The organism is Actinoplanes sp. NPDC051494, assembly GCF_044454705.1.
Classification (GTDB): domain Bacteria; phylum Actinomycetota; class Actinomycetes; order Mycobacteriales; family Micromonosporaceae; genus Actinoplanes.
The window spans coordinates 1,261,066-1,278,858 of the sequence record NZ_JBITDZ010000001.1 but is presented as its reverse complement, the minus strand read 5'-3'; the positions used below and the strand labels follow the sequence as shown (position 1 = coordinate 1,278,858).

Sequence of the window (17,793 nt, the reverse complement as noted above, 5' to 3'; positions counted from 1 at the left end):
GCGCTGCGTTACGGCGGGCTTACTAGATAGAGATCATCCGATGTACGCTACCCGCGCTGATCGCGAGATCGGCTCCACGGGGGAATGGGTGGTTTCTGCATGTCACGCCGTCGCGCGTCGATGTCCGTATTGTCCACTGTGGCCGTCTTGGTGGCGGCTGCGGCGGTCTTCGTGGCGCCGGGAGCCGCGGCTGCGGCCGTCGTCGATGATCCGGCCGCGTTGGTGAATCCGCTGCTGGGCACCGCGGGCGCGGGCAACACGTTCCCGGGTGCGGATGCGCCGTTCGGCATGGTGCAGTGGAGTCCGGACACCACGTCGAAGCGGTTCGGGGGCGGCTACAAGTATGCCGATTCCGCCATCTCCGGCTTCAGCCTCACGCACGTATCCGGTGTGGGTTGCGACATCATGGGCGACTGGCCGATCCTGCCGACCACCGGCGCGGTCGCGGCCACGGCGAACGTCGGGTTCTCGCACGCCGGCGAGTCCGCGAGCCCGGGCAGCTATGCCGTCACGCTTGCCAACGCGGTGCGCACGGAGCTGACCGCCACCACCCGCTCGGGCATGGGAAGGTTTACGTTCCCGGCCACCACCCAGGCGAACCTGCTGTTCAAGACCACCGGCGGCGCTTCCGTCCAGGGCCCGGCGACGTTCACGGTGGTCGACAGCACCCACATCACCGGGTCGGTGGTGTCGGGCAAGTTCTGCAGCAACGCGGACACCACGTACACCACCTATTTTGACGTGGTCTTCGACCGGCCGTTCACGTCGAGCACGGCATTCACCGGTGGCACGGCGCTGACGTTCGACACTTCGGCCGCTCAGGTCGTACAGGCGAAGGTTGGTCTGTCGTTCATGTCGGTGGCGAACGCGGCGGCGAACCGGACCGCGGAGAACGCGGGCTGGGATTTTTCCGCTACCCGCGACGCGACCCGGGCCGCGTGGAACGAGCTGCTGGGAAAGATCCAGATCGGCGGGGGTACGGGTGCACAGCGCACCACCTTTTACACCGCGCTGTACCACTCGCTGCTGCACCCGAACGTGGTCAGCGACGTCAACGGCCAGTACCGCGGTTTCGACCAGCGCACCCACACGCTCTCCCCGGGACAGTCGGCGCAGTACAGCAACTTCTCCAACTGGGACAGTTACCGCACGCAGTCGCAGCTCATGGCGCTCGTCGCGCCGGCGCAGGCCAGTGACAGCGCCCAGTCGATGGTCAATGCGTATGCCCAGGGCGGCGTACTCCCGAAGTGGGCGCTGAACGACGGCGAGACGTTCGTGATGGTCGGCGACCCGGCCGCACCGGTGCTCGCCGGTTACTACGCGTTCGGTGCCCGGAACTTCGACACCGCGGCGGCGAAAGCGGCGATGGTCAAGCAGGGCACCGACTTCAGCCCCGCCCGGCCGGGCATCGACTACCTGGCGGGGATCGGTTACCTGCCCTCCGACGGGACGTGGACCTGCTGCCGCAACTGGGGCCCGGTCGCCACCCAGCTGGAGTACAACACCGCTGACTTCGCGATCTCCGCGTTCGCCGGCGCGCTCGGCGACACGGTCAACCAGTCGCGGTTCCGCAACCGGGCGGGCGCGTGGCGCAACGTCCTGAATCCCACGAGCGGGCTGATGCAGCCCCGCCTGCTCGACGGCACCTGGAAGGCGGACTTCGACCCGGTTCGCGACGACCACGGGTTCGTCGAGGCCCCGTCGTGGACCTACACCGGGATGGTGCCGTTCGACCTGCGCGGTCTCGCCGACGCCAAGGGTGGCAACGCGGCGATGGCCGCCTACCTCGACCACGTGCTGGCCGGTTTCAAGGGGGCCGGCGACCACGCCGATCTGAGCAACGAGCCGTCGATCAACCTGCCCTGGGAGTACGACTACGTCGGCCAGCCCTGGAAGACCCAGAAAACGGTACGCGACATCCAGAACCAGCTCTGGACCGCCGACCCGGCGGTCTGGGCCACCGGCAACGACGATCTGGGTGCGATGAGTGCCTGGTACGTGTGGTCGGCGCTGGGGATGTACCCGATGACCCCGGGCACCGCGGACCTGGCGTTGGGCAGCCCGCTGTTCACCACCGCGACCGTGGCGCTGGCCGGCGGTGGCGAGATCACGATCAACGCCCCGGCCGCGGCGACCGGCGCTCCGTACGTGCAGGCGCTCTCGCTCGACGGTGCCACCTGGAACAACGCGTATCTGCCGCCGAGCTTCGCGCTGACCGGCGGCACGCTCGACGTCACGCTCGGCACCACGGCGAACACCTCCTGGGCCACCGCGGCCTCGTCGGCGCCACCGTCCTACCCGAGCCCCGGCGGCGAGGGCCCGCTGCTGCCGCAACCCGGCCCGACCGGCCGGATCAGCTCGGCGATCGCCGGCAAGTGCGTCGACGTCGTGCAGTCCGGCACCGCCAACGGCACCGGGATCGACAGTTATGCCTGCAACGGCAGTGCGGCCCAGCAGTGGACCGTGCTCGGCGACGGATCGCTGCGCGCGTTCGGCAAGTGCGTCGACGTCCCCAACGGCGCCGCCACCAACGGCACGCAGGTCCAGCTGTGGAACTGCAACGGCAGCAACCCGCAGCGCTGGCGCCACGACCCGGTCACCGGCGCGCTGCGCAACCCGATCACCGACAAATGCCTCGACATCCCGGACAGCAGCACCGCGAACGGCGCCCTGCTGCGGATCTGGACCTGCAACGCCAGCAACGCGCAGAAGTGGACGATGCCGGCCTCGGCCACCGGCCTGATCGGGGCCGGCGTCGGCGCCAAGTGCCTCGACGTGGCCGGCGGCGCGACCGCCAACGGCACCAAGGTCGACATCTTCACCTGCGCCGCGGCCGGCACGGAGAAGCAGGAGTGGACGATCCTCGGCGACGGCTCGGCCCGCGCCCTGCACAAGTGCCTCGACGTCACCAGCGGCGGCACCGTCAACGGCACCCTGGTCCGGCTCTACACCTGCAACGCCACCGGTTCGCAGCAATGGACCTGGAACTCCGGCACCGGCACGCTGACCAACCCGCAGTCGGGCAAGTGCCTCGACGTGCCGGACAGCAGCACGGCCGACGGCACCCAGGTCCGGCTCTGGACCTGCAACGGCACCAGCGCCCAGCGCTGGACCCTGCCCTGACCCCAGCGCACCACGAAAGGATTGTTCGTCCCATGCGGAAACCCGGAACCATGCTCATCGCCGCGGCGGCCGGTCTCATGACCCTGCTCGGCATCACAGGGGTGCACCTCGCGGTCGACGCGAACCGGACGCCGAAGGCCACCCAGGCCGCGGCCGCGACGGTCTCGCTGAAGGTCGTCACCTGGAACATCTGCGGCGATTTCAGCGGCTGCCCCAAGACCGCCACCGCGGCCGAGACGATCGGCAAGCGCGACGCGATCAAGAAGCTGATCGACGACAAGCAGGCCGGCGCGATCATCCTGAACGAGACCTGCGAGTGGTATGCGAGCACGGTGCTGGAGCAGCTCAACGCGGCCGTCGGCTGGAAGCTCTGGTACATGTCGTTCAGCGGGGCCCGGCAGTACGACGAAGGCTCTTCCACCCGCACCGCGTGGCTCGGCCGGCACACCCGCACCTGCGCCGGCGGCCGGTGGAACAGCATCATCGAGCCGGACGCCACCGGCCAGGCGCTGGGCACCGCGATCCTGACCAAGGGCCCGCACGACCAGGTCGCCGCCTACCAGCTGACGTCCCCGCAGGACGACTACTCGCTGACCGCGCCGCTGCTGTGCGTCCGCAAGATCTACAAGGTCGACGAGCCCGGCGAGACCGTACGCGTGTGCGCCTCCCACTTCACCCCGCCGGGCGGCGACCCGGTCGTCAACGGCGTGGCCCCGCTGCGCACCGCCCAGGGCCGGGAGGTCGCGGACATCCTCGCGTCCTACGGCAACGAGCGCATCGTCTTCGGCGGCGACCTCAACACGTTCGCCCCGGACGTCGCGGCCCAGCCCAACCAGCCGCTCGTGCCGGTCTACAACTTGATGCGCGAGTGCACGATGGACGCCGACAATCTGCGCGACGGCCCGCACACCACGGACTGGACCGGTGGCAGCGGCAAGCTCGACTACCTCTTCGCCCGGTCCAACGGCGGCAACCCGGCCAGCCTGGTGACCAGCTGCGAGACCGGCGCGTACGACAGCACCCAGCCGTGGTCGGACCACGCCTGGATCGTCGGTTCGTTCGTGCTCTGATCCGTCACCGCACCATCGGGCGCGATTCCTCTCCGGAGGGGTCGCGCCCGAGTTCGCGTTCGTAGCAGACGGACAGGTCGGAGCCCACGTAGGGGCCGAACAGCGGGATGGGCCGGTAGCCCTCCCGCTCGTAGAACCGGATCGCATCGGGCTGGGCGGGGCCGGTCTCCAGCCTCAGGGTCGTCCATCCGCGGTCGACCGCCGCCGACTCCAGGGCACGCAGCAGGGCGGTCGCCACGCCGGAGCCACGGGCGCCCGGGGTCACGTACATCCGCTTGACCTCGGCAGCGACCCGGTCGAGTCGCCGCAGTGCGCCGCAACCCATCAGGACGCCCCGGTCGTCGAGCGCCACCAGGAAAAGGTCGATGTCCGCGGCCGAGGGTGCGGTGCCGGGCTCGTGGTCGTCACTGCCGTAACGCTCGTCCAGCTCGGCGCGCTGGGCCAGGCGCAACGCGGACCCTGCCGGATCGTCCCAGGGGCGTTCTTCGATAGTCCAGGTCACGGCGTTACCGTAACATCTGTTACGACTGAAGGAGGGCGACCCATGTCACGTACGGCAGACCGCCCGGCCCAGGAGGAGGCACTGTCCCGCGCCGTGTGGGACGTGCTGGCCGACCAGGGCCTGGAACGCCTCACCGTCCGGGCCGTGGCCGCCGCGGCCGGCTGCACCACCGGCCTGGTCATGCACCGGTTCCCGAACCGGCGAGCCCTGCTGCGGCACGCCCGCGACCTGCTGCACGACACCACCCGTACCCGGATCGAAGCCCTGGAGGCGAACGCGGGCTCACCACGGGCGGCTCTGCGCGCGGTGCTGCGCCAGGGCCTGGCCACCACCCCGGAAACGGCCCGCGAAAGCACCGTCTGGATCGGCTTCCTCGCCGCGGCCGTCACCGACGACGAACTGATCGCCGTCCACCGCCGCAACAACCGATCCTGGCGAGCCCGCGTCGAACGCCTGGTCTCCACCGCCGCCCCGGCCTGGCCCCCACCAAAGGTCGCGACGGTCGCGCTGGCCCTGATCACCATGGCCGAGGGAATGGCGGCTTTCGCGGCAGCCGACCCCGCCGCCTATCCACCCGAGACCCAGGAGCACATGCTGGCCGAGGCCCTCACCGCCTATGACCTGGCATCAGAGCAGGAGTAGCGACAGCAACGGAGCGGGCACCGCCCAGACCCGGTGACTGGTGTCGAGGATCGTCTTGGTGGCGAGGATTCCGGACCCGTACTTGCCGTCGATGGTGCGCGCCTCGCCCCGCCAGCCCTGATCGACCCACTTGCTCTCCAGTGGAACGGTGCTGCTGGCACCTTCTGCCGACGGGATCGACACAGGTGCGAAGTCGATCTCCTTGTCGGAGGTGGTCCGGGTGTACCCGATGGTGTCGCCGCTGACCCAGCGTCCCTCGTCGAGGTCGTCGATCGCGCGGGCCAGACCCACGCCGAGAGTGGTCTCGGTCAGTCGCGTCATGTCCGGCGGCTCCAGGCCCGCGCGCAGGCGAGAAGGTAACCAGGCCAGCACCGGATCGGTCAGGTAAAGCTTGGCCTGGGTGCCGGGTACCAGGCGGTCGCCCTTGCGGCGTGAACAGGTCACGGCCGCCTGGCTGGCGATGAGCCGCCTGATTCTGAGGTCCAGTGCTTCTCGGCTGTGGTAGCCGAGATCACCGGAGGTCGAGCCGATGTTCAGGGGGCTGGACGCACGGTGGGCCAACGCGTCGAGCAACCGCGGCAGCGATTCCGGTGCCGCGTCTGGGTCCACATCGCGGCGTAGCCACGCGGCCAGGTCGCGCATGTAGCCGATCGAGACCTCGCCGGTGCGACTGTGCTCGGCGACCGCCCGGGGGAATCCGCCGCAGGTGAGATATGCCTGCCAGGCCAGGTCGTAGGCGTCGACGTCGAACGCGACCTTGTCGAGTTCCGCCGCCACACCCGGCTCCTGGAGCCGGGACGGGTCGATCGTGCTGAACCGCTGGAGCTCGGGCCGGGTCGCGGCGATGTAGTCGCGGAAGCTCATCGGCAGCAGCAGGCGCCGGCGGCGCCCCGGGCCGGAGCCGGCCCGCCCGGCCATCAGATTGCCTTCGATGTCTTCCTTCCCGGCCCACCTGCTGCCGGTCGCGACCACGGTCTCGTCGCCGACGGCCGTCCCGTCGCGTGCGGCCTTGAGCACCGACGACCAACCGGGGACACCGCTGACCTCGTCCAGCAGCCAGACTCGTGGTCTTGGCCGGTCGCTGTCGACGGAACGTGTCAGTTCGCGGCCCAGGGTCAGGGCCCTGCGCAGGTCACGATCACGCATCCCGTCGCAGGGAAAATGAATGATCTGACGCGGATCGACATCGTCTCTGCCGCACAACGCCGCAGCGGTGTCGATCAGGGTCACGGACTTGCCGATGCGGCGAGGTCCGGTGAGGACGACGAGCTGGTCGGTGACCGGGCCCGTAGCGATGTCGTCGAGAACATGCGGCCGAAAACCGAGGTCATGTGTGGAGCGGTCGCGCAACAACCGGTGGTCCACGGTCCAAACCGTCGGGTCGGTTCCCGCCGCCGCCGCGCGCCACCATGGGTTCGCATCCGTCAGGATCCGGCGGATCTCATCGTCTCGCATGCCCCCACCCTAGCTTCGCAGCAACAGAAGGGGAGGGGTTTTGGTGCTAGTCACGCGACAGAAAGGCGGGGGTATCAGGGCTAGTCAAGCGACAGAATGGTGGGGGTGCGTCGCCTGTGCCGGGAATGCGGGCTGGTGCTGCGGTCCGCGTTCCTGACCGGCGAGCCGCCCGGTTCAGTCCATGATCATGAGGCCGAGCACCACCTCGGCCCGTTCGCCCGGGGTGATCCGCAGGCTCGACACCATGAGCAAGCCGGCGTCGCTCGCCATCTGGGTCATGGTCGCGCCACGCCGCAGGCCACGGTGATGCTGTCGACCAGCGACGCGTTCAGCAGCCGCATGCACAACCGGGCCGCCGCTACCAGCAGGGTGGGCGTCTCGTCGGTGCCGGAGGCGGCGACCAGGAAACGGCGGCGCGTGGTGCGCCTGGAGTTGATGCTCATGGATGAGCGCAGTGGATATCGATCATGTTCGGACGCTGTCCCACGGCTGTCGCGACCTTGTCGGCACCCGGACCGTCCGGCCCTGCTCATGCCGGGGTCCTGCCACTCCCTGGATCGCGAGGGCACTGGTCCGGGCCCCGTCCGTACCGAAGGATCGAACACATGACCCCATCACTCACCCTGGTCACCGGCGCGTCGTCGGGGATCGGCAAAGCTTTCGCCGAGCGGTTGGCCGCTGACGGCCACGACCTGATTCTTGTCGGCCGTCGCCGGGAGCGCCTCGAAGCACTCGCCGCCGCGTTGCCGGACGTCCGCGTACGGGTCGTCGCGGTGGACCTGGCCACCGACGACGGCATCGATACCGTGGCCGAGCTGTGTGCGGAGCTGCCGCTGACGATGCTGGTCAACAATGCCGGCGTCGCGCACTACATGCCGTTGGCGGACCTGCCCGCCGCGAAAGCCCGGGAGCTGCTGACGGTCAAGACCGTCGCCCCGACGATGCTGACCCGGGCGGCACTGCCCGGCATGATCGAGAGGGGTACGGGCATCCTGCTCACCGTCGCGGGAATGATCGCGTTCGCCGGCCCCGCACCCGCCTCCCTGATGCCCCGCCGAGCCGTTTATGCCGGCACGCTCGCCCACGCGGTGGCGATGTCCCAGACGCTGCACGCCGAATTGGACGGGACCGGCGTGACCGCGCACGTCGTCTGTCCGGGCGTGGTGGCCACGGAGTTCCACGAGGTCCAGGGCATGGACCTGTCCGCGGTGCCGCGCATGTCGGCGGCGGATGTCGTGACTGCGGCCCTGACCGGCATCCGGCTCGGCGAGACCGTCAGCGCGCCGGGCGTCGAGGATTACCACCTGCTCGAGGAGGTGTTCCGCGCCGACCTGGCCGCCTTCGGCGGTCAGAGCCCGAAACTCGCCTCCCGCTACCAGAGCGGGTGAGTGGCGGAAAGAACGTTCGTTCTCCGGAGGGGAGGCTGTGCGGGGCGGCACGGCGTGGGGTGGCGCGAGGCAGGGCAGGGCAGGGCAGAGCAGGCGTAGGGCAGGGCAGGCGTAGGGCAGGGCAGGCGTAGGGCAGGGCAGGCGTAGGGCAGGGCAGGCGTAGGGCAGGGCAGGCGTAGGGCAGGGCAGGCGTAGGGCGGCGCGGGTGTAGGGCGGGCCAGACGCAGGGCGGGCCGGGCAGGGCCCGCCGGCGGGTGGCTGGCGGGCCCTGGGTGGCTGGGTCAGCGGTGGGTGGTGTCGCCTTCGCCGGTGCGCTTCTGGGCTTCGTCGACTGCTCGGTCGATGTGGTTGGAGTGCTTGTGGCCGGTGCGCTTGTCGATCTCGTCGCCGACCTTTTCCAGCGCCTGGTCCACCTGCTTGTCGTGCTTGTCGACGAAGTCCTTGGCTTTGTCCAGGAAACTCATCGGGACCCACCCTTTCTCGCGTTGAGCACCTTGGCGACCCGCGCCAGCCGAGGGTCCACCAGTATCTGCTCCAAGTCTTCCTTGAGTGGCATCCGCCAGTTGGGATATTGGTCCGTGGTGCCGGGCAGGTTGGGCTGATCGAGCTCGCCCAGCACGTCGTAGAGCGACGCCGTGACGAGCCGTGACGGCGTGCCGGCCAGGAACGCGTGCATCGCCGTGACGATTTCCTCGGGGGTGCTGGCCGCGGTGATCAGGCCGTCCTCGGTGAGCCGGGCCAAGAGCTGGGCGCGGTCCTTGTCGGCGTACGCCGACTCGGCCTCGACCGGGCCGGCGAGCTGGCCCAGCTCGGCGCGGACCCGGACCTGTTCGCCGACCAGGAAACCGGCGGCGGTCGGCAGGTCGTGGGTGGAGATCGTGGCGAGCGCGTTGCGGGGATAGCGGGACGCCGGCAGGTAGCCCTCGTCGGGGTCGTCCTGGTAGTCGCGGGTGAACCAGAGGACCGCCGAGCCCAGCATGTTCATCCGCTCGAGGGTCTCGGTGACCACCGGCTGGACGGTGCCGAGGTCCTCGCCGATGACCACGGCGCCGGCTCGCTGGGCCTCCAGTGCCAGGATGCCCAGCATCGCCTCCGGGTCGTAGAACACGTAGGTGCCCTCGGCCGCACCCATGCCCGGCGGCACCCACCAGAGCCGCCAGAGCCCGGCGATGTGGTCCACCCGGAGGCCACCGGCGTGCCGGAAGATGCGGCGCAGCATGTCGCGGTAGGCCGCGTAGCCGGTCTCGATGAGCCGGTCGGGGCGCCAGGCGGCGAGCCCCCAGTCCTGGCCGAGCTGGTTGAACGCGTCCGGCGGGGCGCCCACGTGCACCCCGCTGGCGAGGACGTCCTGCAGCAGCCAGCCGTCGGCGCCGCTGGGATCGATCCCGACGGCCAGGTCGTGCACGATGCCGAGCGGCATGCCCTGCGCCAGGGCGGCCTCGTTGGCGGCGTCGAGCTGCTGGTTGAGCAGCCGCTGGAGCCACACGTGGAACGCGACCCGGTCGCCGCCGCGGGCCGCCGCGACCTCGGGGGTGCCGGGGCGGCGGAACTCGGCCGGCCACCGGTGCCAGTCGGCGCCGTGTTTCTCGGCCAGCACGCAGAACGTCGCGAAGTCGGTCAGACCGGGGTCGGCGTCCAGGTCGACCTCGCCGGCGAGCGGCCACAGCAGCTCCAAGGCGGCTCGCTTCGCCTGCCAGACCGCGGTGTAGTCGATCAGACCGTCCGCGGTGGGCTTGGGCTTGAGCGCGTCCACCTGGGCCCGTAGCGGCGGATCGGCCCGGCGGTAGGCGTCGGTGTCGGCGACCCTGAGGTAGAGCGGGTTCGCGAACCGGCGGCTCGACGGGGAATAGGGCGACGAGGGCACCGGCAGCGTGGGCGTGATCGCGTGCAACGGGTTGAGCAGGACCAGCCCGGCCCCGTGCCCGTGCTCGACGAACGTGCGCAGGTCGCCGAGGTCGCCCATGCCCCAGGACGCCGCGGAGTGCAGTGCGTAGAGCTGGAGCATCCAGCCCCAGGTCTCCGGCGGCTCCGGCAGCTCGGTGGGCACCACGACCAGCGTGACGTCCTGCCCGCCGGTGCTCAGCCGGTGCCAGCCCAGCGGCAGGTCGGCCGGGATGCCGGTGACCTCGCGCTCGGTGCCGTCCTCCAGGGTCAGCGTGCCGGGAGCGGCCAGCGCACGGCTCGCACCGGCCCGCACCACCACGGTGCCGGGCAGTCGTTTCTGCTCGCGGGCGGTGCGGATCGTGGCCAGCTCGCCGGCGACCGACCCCGGTGTGCGGGCGTCCACCCCGAGCAGCGACAGCACCCCGATCACCGATTCGGGCGAGACGTCGCGGCGCTCGCGATGCCAGTCCTTATACCAGGTCGCCACCCCGTGCGCGTCGGCCAGCGCCGTCAGCTCAGCGTCCACTCCGGTCCCTTCTCGCGTGGTGCTCTGTGGGTCTTCCCAGGAGTCTGCACCCTGCCCCAGGGGCCGGATCCAGCCATACCCTGCCGGATGCCGGGCGAACCTGGCGCTGCGGGTCTTGCGGGCGGAGAGCAGACTGGGACGCATGTCTGCTGTTGTGAAATTCTGGGGCCGGCTCGCCGCGGCCATGACCGGTGCCGCGTTGACCTTGGTGGTGCCGGTGCACGCGTGGGCCGCGAGCAAGGGTGTCGACGGGGTCGCGATCGAAGCCGTGAAATACCGGCGCCGCCGCAGCGGGTTCGGCTTCTTCCCGATCCTGGGTGGTGTCTGCTGCCTCGTGGTGGTCGGCGGCATCGTCCTGGCGTTCGTGCTGATTTCCCGGAACCGCAAACGTCGCTGATCCCCCGCGCCTACCGTCGTCAGCGTGGGCATGGGGGCGAAGGGGATCGCGCTGGCGGTGGGGATCGCCGCGGTCTGCACGGTGCCGCTGGTCATCACGGTGACCGCGGACGCCGCCCCCGACCTGTTGCTGTCCCGGGGCCGCCCGGTCGTCGCGTCGAGCGTCAGGGACTCCGCGACGGCCGCGGCCATGGCGATCGACGGCAACACCCGTACCGCCTGGACCAGCGGGACCCCGGCCGGCACGCAGTGGCTGCGGGTCGATCTCGGCCGGGTCCAGCACGTCAACCGGGTCCGGCTGAGCTGGGCGGACGGTTATGCGCGGGCCTACCGGATCCAGATCTCCACGGACGGCACGACCTGGCGGGACCTGCACACCACGGGTACGGGCGACGGCGGCACCGACGAACTGAAACGGCTCGACGGGTCGGGGCGCTACCTGCGCCTGCTCGCCACCCAGCGGGCCGTGGCGTCCGGCTATTCACTGGCCGAACTACGCGCGTACGGACCCGGCCCGGTCGCCCCGGCCGTGGCCCCCGTCGTCCTGCCGACCACGGTGCCGGCCTCGGCCGCCGGGCTCAACGACCCGCGTAAGAAGGAACTGGCGTTCCAGCTCGTCTCCAGCGCGGAGAATTCCAGCCTCGACTGGCGCGATCAGTTCGGCTATATCGAGGACATCGGGGACGGGCGCGGATACACCGCCGGGATCGTCGGATTCTGCTCCGGCACCTCGGACATGCTGGCGGTGGTGAGCGAGTACACCCGCCGCAGACCCGGCAACGGACTGGCGAAATTCCTGCCGGCACTCCGTACGGTGGACGGGTCTGATTCTCATGCGGGCCTGGGCAGTTCCTTCGTCGCCGCCTGGAAGGCGGCCGCGACCGACCCGGCTTTCCAGAAGGTGCAGGAGGACGAGCGGGACCGGATGTATTTCGACCCGGCGGTGACGCTGGCGAGCGCCGACGGACTGCGGGCGCTGGGGCAGTTCGCCTATTACGACGCGGCCGTCATGCACGGCATGTCCGGGCTGCGGGGGATCCGGTCGAAGGCGATGCGCACGGCCCGGACCCCGACACAGGGCGGCGACGAGACGGTCTGGCTGAACGCTTTCCTGAATGCGCGGGTGGCGGAGATGCGCACCGAGACCGCGCACAGCGATGTCAGCCGGGTGGAGACCGCTCAGCGAATTTTCCTGAAGGCGACGAATCTCGACCTCAACGGCCCGCTCGCATGGCGCGTGTACGGCGACAAGTTCGCCGCGAAATAGCGGAAGCGGGCCGGATCACCGGCCCGCTTCCCAGGAGAATCAGGCCCGGGTCCATTTCTGGTTGGGCGTGCCGGCGCAGTCCCAGAGCTGGAGCCGCGCGCTGTTGGCGGCGTTGTTGTCGACGATGTCGACGCACTTGTTCGCCGACAGGTTCACCAGGTCACCGGCGCCGGAGAGGGTCCAGCGCTGCACCGGGTTGCCGTTGCAGTTGACGATCTGGAGCGGCGTGCCGTTGGTCAGCGCGCCGCCGGCCGGGTCGAGGCACTTGCCCATGCCGCGCAGCGTGCCGTCGCTCTGGAACGCCCACTTCTGCGGGGTCAGGCCATTGCAGTCCCACATCTGGACGCGTACCCCGTCGGACGCGTTACCGCCGGGGATGTCGAGGCAGCGGCCGTTGAGGTTCGACTTGAGCGCGGTGCCGGTGGTCGCCGGCGGCGGGGTGGTGCTGCCGCCACCGCTGGTGTAGCCCGCGACGCGGACCCAGTCGACGAGCATGGTCTGCGGGAACTGGGTGCTGCCGTCGGGGCTGCCCGGCCAGTTACCGCCGACCGCCACGTTCAGGATCATGAAGAAGTTGTGGTCGAACACCCACTGGTTGCCGTTGATCTTCGACGGGTCGACCCGGAAGTACTCCTGGCCGTCGAGGAACCACTGGATCAGGTTGGGCGACCACTCCACACCGTACGTGTGGAAGGCGTCGCTGAGCGGGGCGCCGATGGTGCGGTTGCCGCCGATGCCACCGGCACCGTTGTAGCCCGGGCCGTGCACGGTGCCGTACACCGTGTTCGGCTCCTTGCCGACGTTCTCCATGATGTCGATCTCGCCGGTGGTGGGCCAGTTGTTACCGCCCAGCATCCAGAACGCGGGCCAGATGCCCTGACCCTTCGGGACCTTGATGCTGGCCTCGAACCGGCCGTACGTCTGGGAGAACTTGTCCGCGGTCAGGATGCGACCCGACGTGTACTGGCAGGTGCCGTAGTGGCACTGGTAGTTGGCCGGGTTCTCCTTGCGCGCGGTGATCGCGAGGTGCCCCTGGCCGTCCTGCTGCACGTTGCTCGTGGAGGTCGTGTAGTACTGCAGCTCGTTGTTGCCGAAACCGGAGCCGCCGGTGTCGAACTTCCACTTGGCGCCGTCGACCGGGGACCCGGCGGCACCGTTGAACTCGTCCTGCCAGGTGATGCCACCGATGGCGGCGTCGGCGGCGTCGTTGCGGGAGGCGGCGAACAGGCCGCCCGAGAGCGTGACCGCGACGACCGCCGCGGCGAGGAACATACGGGATTTACGCATCGGGGATGAAGCCTCCGGGGGAGAGGACGTAAGTTGTTCGCAGTCTTTACAGATTGACCACGCTCAGTCAAGGGAGACGGTCCCCAGACCCCCGGGATAACCCGAATTCTCAGATTTTCTTGAACAACGAGGGCAACGCGGTCGGTTCCCAGCCCGGGAGCGACGTGTGGGCCTCGAGGATCTCGTAGTTCGCGCCCTCGAAGCTGACGACCTGACCAGCGGTGTAATCGACGAACGGCGCCCAGGCGGCGATCGCCGGAGTGGTGGGCGTCGCGCTCGGGGTGACGCTGGCCGAGGCCGATTCAGATGGCGTCGCAGATTCCGAGGGTGCGGCAGATTCCGAGGGCGCCGCAGATCCCGAGGGCGAAGGCGCGGCCGATGCCGATGCCGATGCCGACGGGGATTCAGCCGGCTCGGTGTCGTCGATGGCCGAGACGCGGACGAAGTCGACGGCCATGCTCGCCGGCAGGACCGCGTTCTCCCGGGACCGCAGCACCAGCGCGAGGCTGAACGGCTGGTTCGTGTCGACCGCGGCCGCGGCGAACCGGGTCACGCCGGCGCCGTCGACCGCCAGCGTGATCTCGTCCGGCGTCCAGGTCACCGTGTAGGTGTGGAAGTTGCCCGGGGTCGCGCCGGAGAGCAGGTTGATCGCCTGCAGCCCGCCGTTGCGAGAACGACCGTTCTTTCTGTCCAGCGTGGTAGGTGCGGAGGCGGACGTCGTGTTCGACCGGTTGGTGGCGATCAGGTTCAGCGCCGGGGTGAGCCCCTCGCCCGCCGGGACCTGGACGCGGGCCTCGAGACGCCCGGATTCGCGCTGGAGGATGTTCCTGGTGAACAGCCGGGCCGCGCGGCCCTCGCGGGCCGTGATGAGCAGGTTGCCGTCGCCGTCGAGCAGGGCGTCGTGGTTGTCGGCACCCACCTCGCGGCCGTTCTCGATGCGGGTGGTCACGGTGAACCACTTGTCCGGGTTCGCGGTGGTGCCGGCCTCGCCGTCGAAATCGTCGGCGAAGGAGTCCACCTTCTCGCGGTCCCGCAGGAACCCGGCGGCTCCGGAGCGGTTGCCCTCCGACGCGTCGGCGGTGTCGTTGCGGCCGGGCAGCCACACCGCGGCGGCGAGCCCCACGGCGGCGACGACGATCGTGACGGCGAGCCTCGGCCGGACCAGCGCGGGCATCCCGGTGCTGCCCGGGCGCACGTGCGACCTCAGCCCGGCGGCGCCGTGCCGCACCCGCGAGGAGACCTTGCCGGCATGCCGCGAGACCGGAGCAGAAGAGCCGGCCTCCGGGACGTCCGGGTCGGGAACGCCGTGTCGCGGCCGGTGGGATGGCTGGGGCGCGCTGTGTCGCGGCACGGGAAAACCTCCGGGGGCGGTGAGGCTCGGGTGTCGGCTCTGGAGTCCGTCCGAAGCTGGGGCGGACGCGGATGATTCTTCTGCGTCAGGAGAGACCTAAGAAGATCCGCAGGCAAACGTCAAGTACGGAAGGGCAAACTTAAAAAATGATTCAGGTTTCCCGGGTGACGCCGCTGGAGATCCGGACGGCCGTTCCCTCCGGGCCGGTGGTGATGTCCAGCGTGTCGGTGAGCTCCCGGACGAGGTACAACCCCCACCCGCCGGGCTGGTCCGGCGCCGGCCGGTCCGGGTGGACCCGCCCTCCCGCGCCGTCCCCGTGGTCGCTCACCTCACAGGTCACCGCGTCGTCCGCGCACCACACCACGACCCGCCCGGTGCCCCCACCGTGCCGGACCGCGTTGGTCAGCAGTTCGTTCACCGCGAGCACGAAGTCGTCGAGCCGGTCGCCGGTCAGCCCGGCGTCGGCGGCTCTGGCCGCGACGGCATGACGCAGGGCGGTGATCCGCCCGGCGTCGAACACCTCGGAGAGCAAAAGTTCCGTACCGATCCTCCGACCGTATGCGACGTCTGATCATTCCGCTGCCTGAGTAGGGTCAGCTCATGGCGGAATCGCTGTGGCGAGCCATCGCGGTCTACCGCATCGCCGCTCTCATCTATGTCGCTGTCCTCGTGGTCAACAACGTGAGTGTGTACGCGCGGCCGCTGCTCGCGTGGCCGGTTCTCGCGGCGACCGCCGGCTGGACGGTCTTCACCACCTATGCGTACGCCGTCCCGGCCCGCCGCCGCCCGCCGCTGCTCGTGGCGGACCTGCTGGTGACCATGTCCGTGATGGCGTCCAGCGGCTACATCGTGGGGTCGGAGGCGCTCAGATCCGGCAAACCCACGCTCGCGGTCGCCTGGCACGTGGCACCGGTCATCGCCTGGGCGGTGGCGGGCGGGCGCCGGGGCGGGATCGCCGCGGCCCTCGCGATGGGCGCCACCGACCTGGTGGTGCGCAACCACTACGACCAGGCCGCGTGGACCGGCACGGTGCTGATGCTGCTGGCCGCGCTCGCCGTCGGCTACCTGGTGAACGTGGCCGAGGTGGCCCAGCAGCGGCTCCAGCGGGCGATCGAGCTGGAGGCCGCGACCCGGGAGCGGGAACGGCTGGCCCGCGACATCCACGACTCGGTGCTGCAGGTGCTCGCGCTGGTCAAACGGCGTGGTGCCGGGCTCGACGGGGAGGCCGGGGAGCTGGCCCGGCTGGCCGGTGAGCAGGAGGCGGCGCTGCGGACCCTGGTGACCGGCCGGACGGCGGAGATCGTGGACGAGAGTGTCCAGACGGACCTGATGACGCTGCTGGAGCCGTACGCGTCGGATGCGGTTTCGGTGGCCGCGCCCGCCGATGCCGTGAGGTTGCCGGCCAGAGCGGCCGCGGAGGTCGCGGCGGCGGTCTCCGCCGCGCTGGACAACGTCCACCGGCACTGCGCACCCGGCACCAAGGTCTGGGTCCTGGTGGAGGACGAGCCGGAGGCGGTGACGATCAGTGTGCGCGACGACGGCTGCGGGATCGCCCCGGAACGCCTCGCCGAGGCCGAGACGCAGGGACGGCTGGGCGTGGCCCAGTCGATCCGGGGGCGGATCGAGGACCTCGGCGGCACCGTCCGGATCACCACGGCACCGGATCAGGGCACCGAGGTCGAGATGTCCGTTCCCAAGAAAGAAATAGAGTGAGCGCGTGGCAACGAGGGTGATGGTGGTCGACGACCACCCGATGTGGCGTGAAGGCGTGTCCCGGGACCTGGCGGCGGCCGGCTACGACGTGGTCGCGACCAGCGGTGAGGGCCGTCAGGCGGTGCGGATCGCCGGGGCGGCCCGGCCGGACGTCGTGGTGCTCGACCTGCAGCTGCCGGACATCTCCGGGGTGGAGGTCATCACCGGCCTGCTCGCGGCGGTGCCGGGCGTGCGGGTACTGATGCTGTCGGCCAGCGGGGAGCAGCAGAGCGTGCTCGACGCGGTCAAGGCGGGCGCGTCCGGTTACCTGCTGAAGTCGGCCGGTCAGGCGGAATTCCTCGACGCGGTCGGGCGGACGGCGGCCGGTGACACGGTGTTCACACCCGGGCTCGCGGGTCTGGTGCTGGGGGAGTTCCGGCGGCTCGCGGTGGAACCGGCCGGGGGCGACGACGCCGCGCCGAAGCTGACCGAGCGGGAGACCGAGGTGCTGCGGCTGGTGGCCAAGGGCCTGTCGTACCGCCAGATCGCGGAACGCCTGGTCCTCAGCCACCGCACCGTGCAGAACCACGTGCAGAACACGCTCGGCAAGCTGCAGTTGCACAACCGGGTCGAACTCACCCGTTACGCCATCGAGCAGGGCCTGGACTAGCGGTAACGAGGCGCGTTGGTCTCGTGCATCGCGGCCTCCTCGGCGCTGGCGCCGCCACCGGCCGCACCGGCGTCGTACGCGATGCTGTCGGCCTCCTCGTCGGTGCCGTAGCCCTCGTCGGTCTCCACCAGGCGGCCGACCGGCCGCGGCGAGTCGCTGTCGAGCTGGCCGTCGTCGTACAGCGACACCGCGGAGTTCGGGTCGGAGGTCGGGCTCTCGCCCCACACGTCCGCGTCGAGCTGCCGCTGCTCGGAGTCTCCGACGGTCTCTTCGTAGACGCGCTCGGACTCGGCGCCGAAGTCGGGCTCCTCCTGGCGCAGCCGCTGCTCGAAGCCCTCACCCTGACGAGCTTCCTCGGCGGTGTCGCCGAAGCGGTTGGAGCCGCCCGGGCCGGTGCCGGCCAGCGCGGCCGGGTCGGCGCCGTCGGCCCAGCGGGTGCTCTCGACCTCGTCGTACGCCGAGGAGTCGTCATCGGCGGTGTCGGGCAGGCCGGACGCCTCGGGGTCGGACACCTCGGTGGGGTAGTCGTTGTCTCGCATG

17 protein-coding genes are annotated in these 17,793 nt (G+C 70.3%); 8 read left to right on the top strand and 9 right to left on the bottom strand.

What is annotated here, in order from left to right; genetic code table 11:
• The first annotated feature begins 84 nt into the window (after positions 1–84).
• Positions 85–3,123, top strand: coding sequence for a lectin (locus ACIA6A_RS05930; protein ID WP_396096235.1), 3,039 nt, complete (start codon positions 85–87; stop codon positions 3,121–3,123).
• Positions 3,124–3,155: 32 nt separating this feature from the next.
• A complete protein-coding gene (locus ACIA6A_RS05925) occupies positions 3,156–4,193 on the top strand; it encodes an endonuclease/exonuclease/phosphatase family protein (protein WP_396096234.1) in 1,038 nt (345 codons plus the stop codon).
• A 4-nt stretch (positions 4,194–4,197) separates the two neighbouring features.
• Here ACIA6A_RS05925 and ACIA6A_RS05920 read toward each other — a convergent pair whose 3' ends face one another.
• A complete protein-coding gene (locus ACIA6A_RS05920; protein WP_396096233.1) occupies positions 4,198–4,695 on the bottom strand; it encodes a GNAT family N-acetyltransferase in 498 nt (165 codons plus the stop codon).
• Between the two features lie 42 nt (positions 4,696–4,737).
• Between ACIA6A_RS05920 and ACIA6A_RS05915 the strand changes: the two genes are divergently transcribed.
• A complete protein-coding gene (locus ACIA6A_RS05915) occupies positions 4,738–5,337 on the top strand; it encodes a TetR/AcrR family transcriptional regulator (RefSeq protein WP_396096232.1) in 600 nt (199 codons plus the stop codon).
• Here ACIA6A_RS05915 and ACIA6A_RS05910 read toward each other — a convergent pair.
• Together ACIA6A_RS05910 and ACIA6A_RS05905 are read right to left on the bottom strand one after the other, a co-directional pair.
• Positions 5,323–6,792, bottom strand: a complete 1,470-nt coding sequence (locus ACIA6A_RS05910) for an AAA family ATPase (protein WP_396096231.1) — start codon at positions 6,790–6,792, stop codon at positions 5,323–5,325. The genes ACIA6A_RS05915 and ACIA6A_RS05910 overlap by 15 nt on opposite strands.
• Before the next feature lie 275 nt (positions 6,793–7,067).
• Positions 7,068–7,235 (bottom strand): hypothetical protein, encoded by a 168-nt coding sequence (locus ACIA6A_RS05905; RefSeq protein ID WP_396096230.1) that lies wholly within the window; start codon positions 7,233–7,235, stop codon positions 7,068–7,070.
• Positions 7,236–7,397: 162 nt separating this feature from the next.
• On the opposite strand from ACIA6A_RS05905, the gene ACIA6A_RS05900 reads away from it, so the two are divergent.
• Positions 7,398–8,180 (top strand): SDR family NAD(P)-dependent oxidoreductase, encoded by a 783-nt coding sequence (locus ACIA6A_RS05900; RefSeq protein WP_396096229.1) that lies wholly within the window; start codon positions 7,398–7,400, stop codon positions 8,178–8,180.
• A 281-nt stretch (positions 8,181–8,461) separates the two neighbouring features.
• Here the strand turns inward: ACIA6A_RS05900 and ACIA6A_RS05895 are convergent, their stop codons facing one another.
• Together ACIA6A_RS05895 and malQ are read right to left on the bottom strand one after the other, a co-directional pair.
• Positions 8,462–8,644: an antitoxin gene (locus tag ACIA6A_RS05895; RefSeq protein WP_396096228.1), complete on the bottom strand. Its 183-nt coding sequence runs from the start codon at positions 8,642–8,644 to the stop codon at positions 8,462–8,464.
• Positions 8,641–10,590 carry a 4-alpha-glucanotransferase gene (malQ, locus tag ACIA6A_RS05890; RefSeq protein WP_396096227.1) on the bottom strand — a complete coding sequence of 650 codons (1,950 nt, stop codon included), beginning with the start codon at positions 10,588–10,590 and terminating at the stop codon, positions 8,641–8,643. Before malQ ends, ACIA6A_RS05895 begins: the two co-directional genes overlap by 4 nt.
• Before the next feature lie 142 nt (positions 10,591–10,732).
• Here malQ and ACIA6A_RS05885 point away from each other — a divergent pair, with 142 nt between their 5' ends.
• Positions 10,733–10,987, top strand: coding sequence for a hypothetical protein (locus tag ACIA6A_RS05885; protein ID WP_396096225.1), 255 nt, complete (start codon positions 10,733–10,735; stop codon positions 10,985–10,987).
• Between the two features lie 30 nt (positions 10,988–11,017).
• Positions 11,018–12,253, top strand: a complete 1,236-nt coding sequence (locus ACIA6A_RS05880; RefSeq protein WP_396096473.1) for a chitosanase — start codon at positions 11,018–11,020, stop codon at positions 12,251–12,253.
• A gap of 39 nt (positions 12,254–12,292) precedes the next feature.
• On the opposite strand, the gene ACIA6A_RS05875 is transcribed toward ACIA6A_RS05880, so the two are convergent.
• From ACIA6A_RS05875 to ACIA6A_RS05865, 3 genes are all read right to left on the bottom strand, one after another.
• Positions 12,293–13,540 carry a family 16 glycosylhydrolase gene (locus tag ACIA6A_RS05875; protein ID WP_396096224.1) on the bottom strand — a complete coding sequence of 416 codons (1,248 nt, stop codon included), beginning with the start codon at positions 13,538–13,540 and terminating at the stop codon, positions 12,293–12,295.
• 109 nt (positions 13,541–13,649) lie between these two features.
• Positions 13,650–14,891, bottom strand: coding sequence for a carbohydrate-binding protein (locus ACIA6A_RS05870; protein WP_396096223.1), 1,242 nt, complete (start codon positions 14,889–14,891; stop codon positions 13,650–13,652).
• A 151-nt stretch (positions 14,892–15,042) separates the two neighbouring features.
• The gene (locus tag ACIA6A_RS05865) at positions 15,043–15,423 is read right to left on the bottom strand and encodes an ATP-binding protein (protein ID WP_396096222.1); all 381 of its coding nucleotides are present in this window, start codon (positions 15,421–15,423) and stop codon (positions 15,043–15,045) included.
• Positions 15,424–15,491: 68 nt separating this feature from the next.
• On the opposite strand from ACIA6A_RS05865, the gene macS reads away from it, so the two are divergent.
• Complete coding sequence (gene macS / locus ACIA6A_RS05860) at positions 15,492–16,604, top strand: MacS family sensor histidine kinase (RefSeq protein ID WP_396096221.1); 1,113 nt, start codon at positions 15,492–15,494, stop codon at positions 16,602–16,604.
• Between the two features lie 19 nt (positions 16,605–16,623).
• On the top strand, positions 16,624–17,253 hold the full coding sequence (locus ACIA6A_RS05855) for a response regulator (RefSeq protein WP_396096472.1): 630 nt from the start codon (positions 16,624–16,626) through the stop codon (positions 17,251–17,253).
• On the opposite strand, the gene ACIA6A_RS05850 is transcribed toward ACIA6A_RS05855, so the two are convergent.
• Positions 17,250–17,792 (bottom strand): DUF5709 domain-containing protein, encoded by a 543-nt coding sequence (locus ACIA6A_RS05850; RefSeq protein ID WP_396096220.1) that lies wholly within the window; start codon positions 17,790–17,792, stop codon positions 17,250–17,252. The two genes, ACIA6A_RS05855 and ACIA6A_RS05850, sit on opposite strands and share 4 nt — an antisense overlap.
• Between the last annotated feature and the right edge of the window lies 1 nt (position 17,793).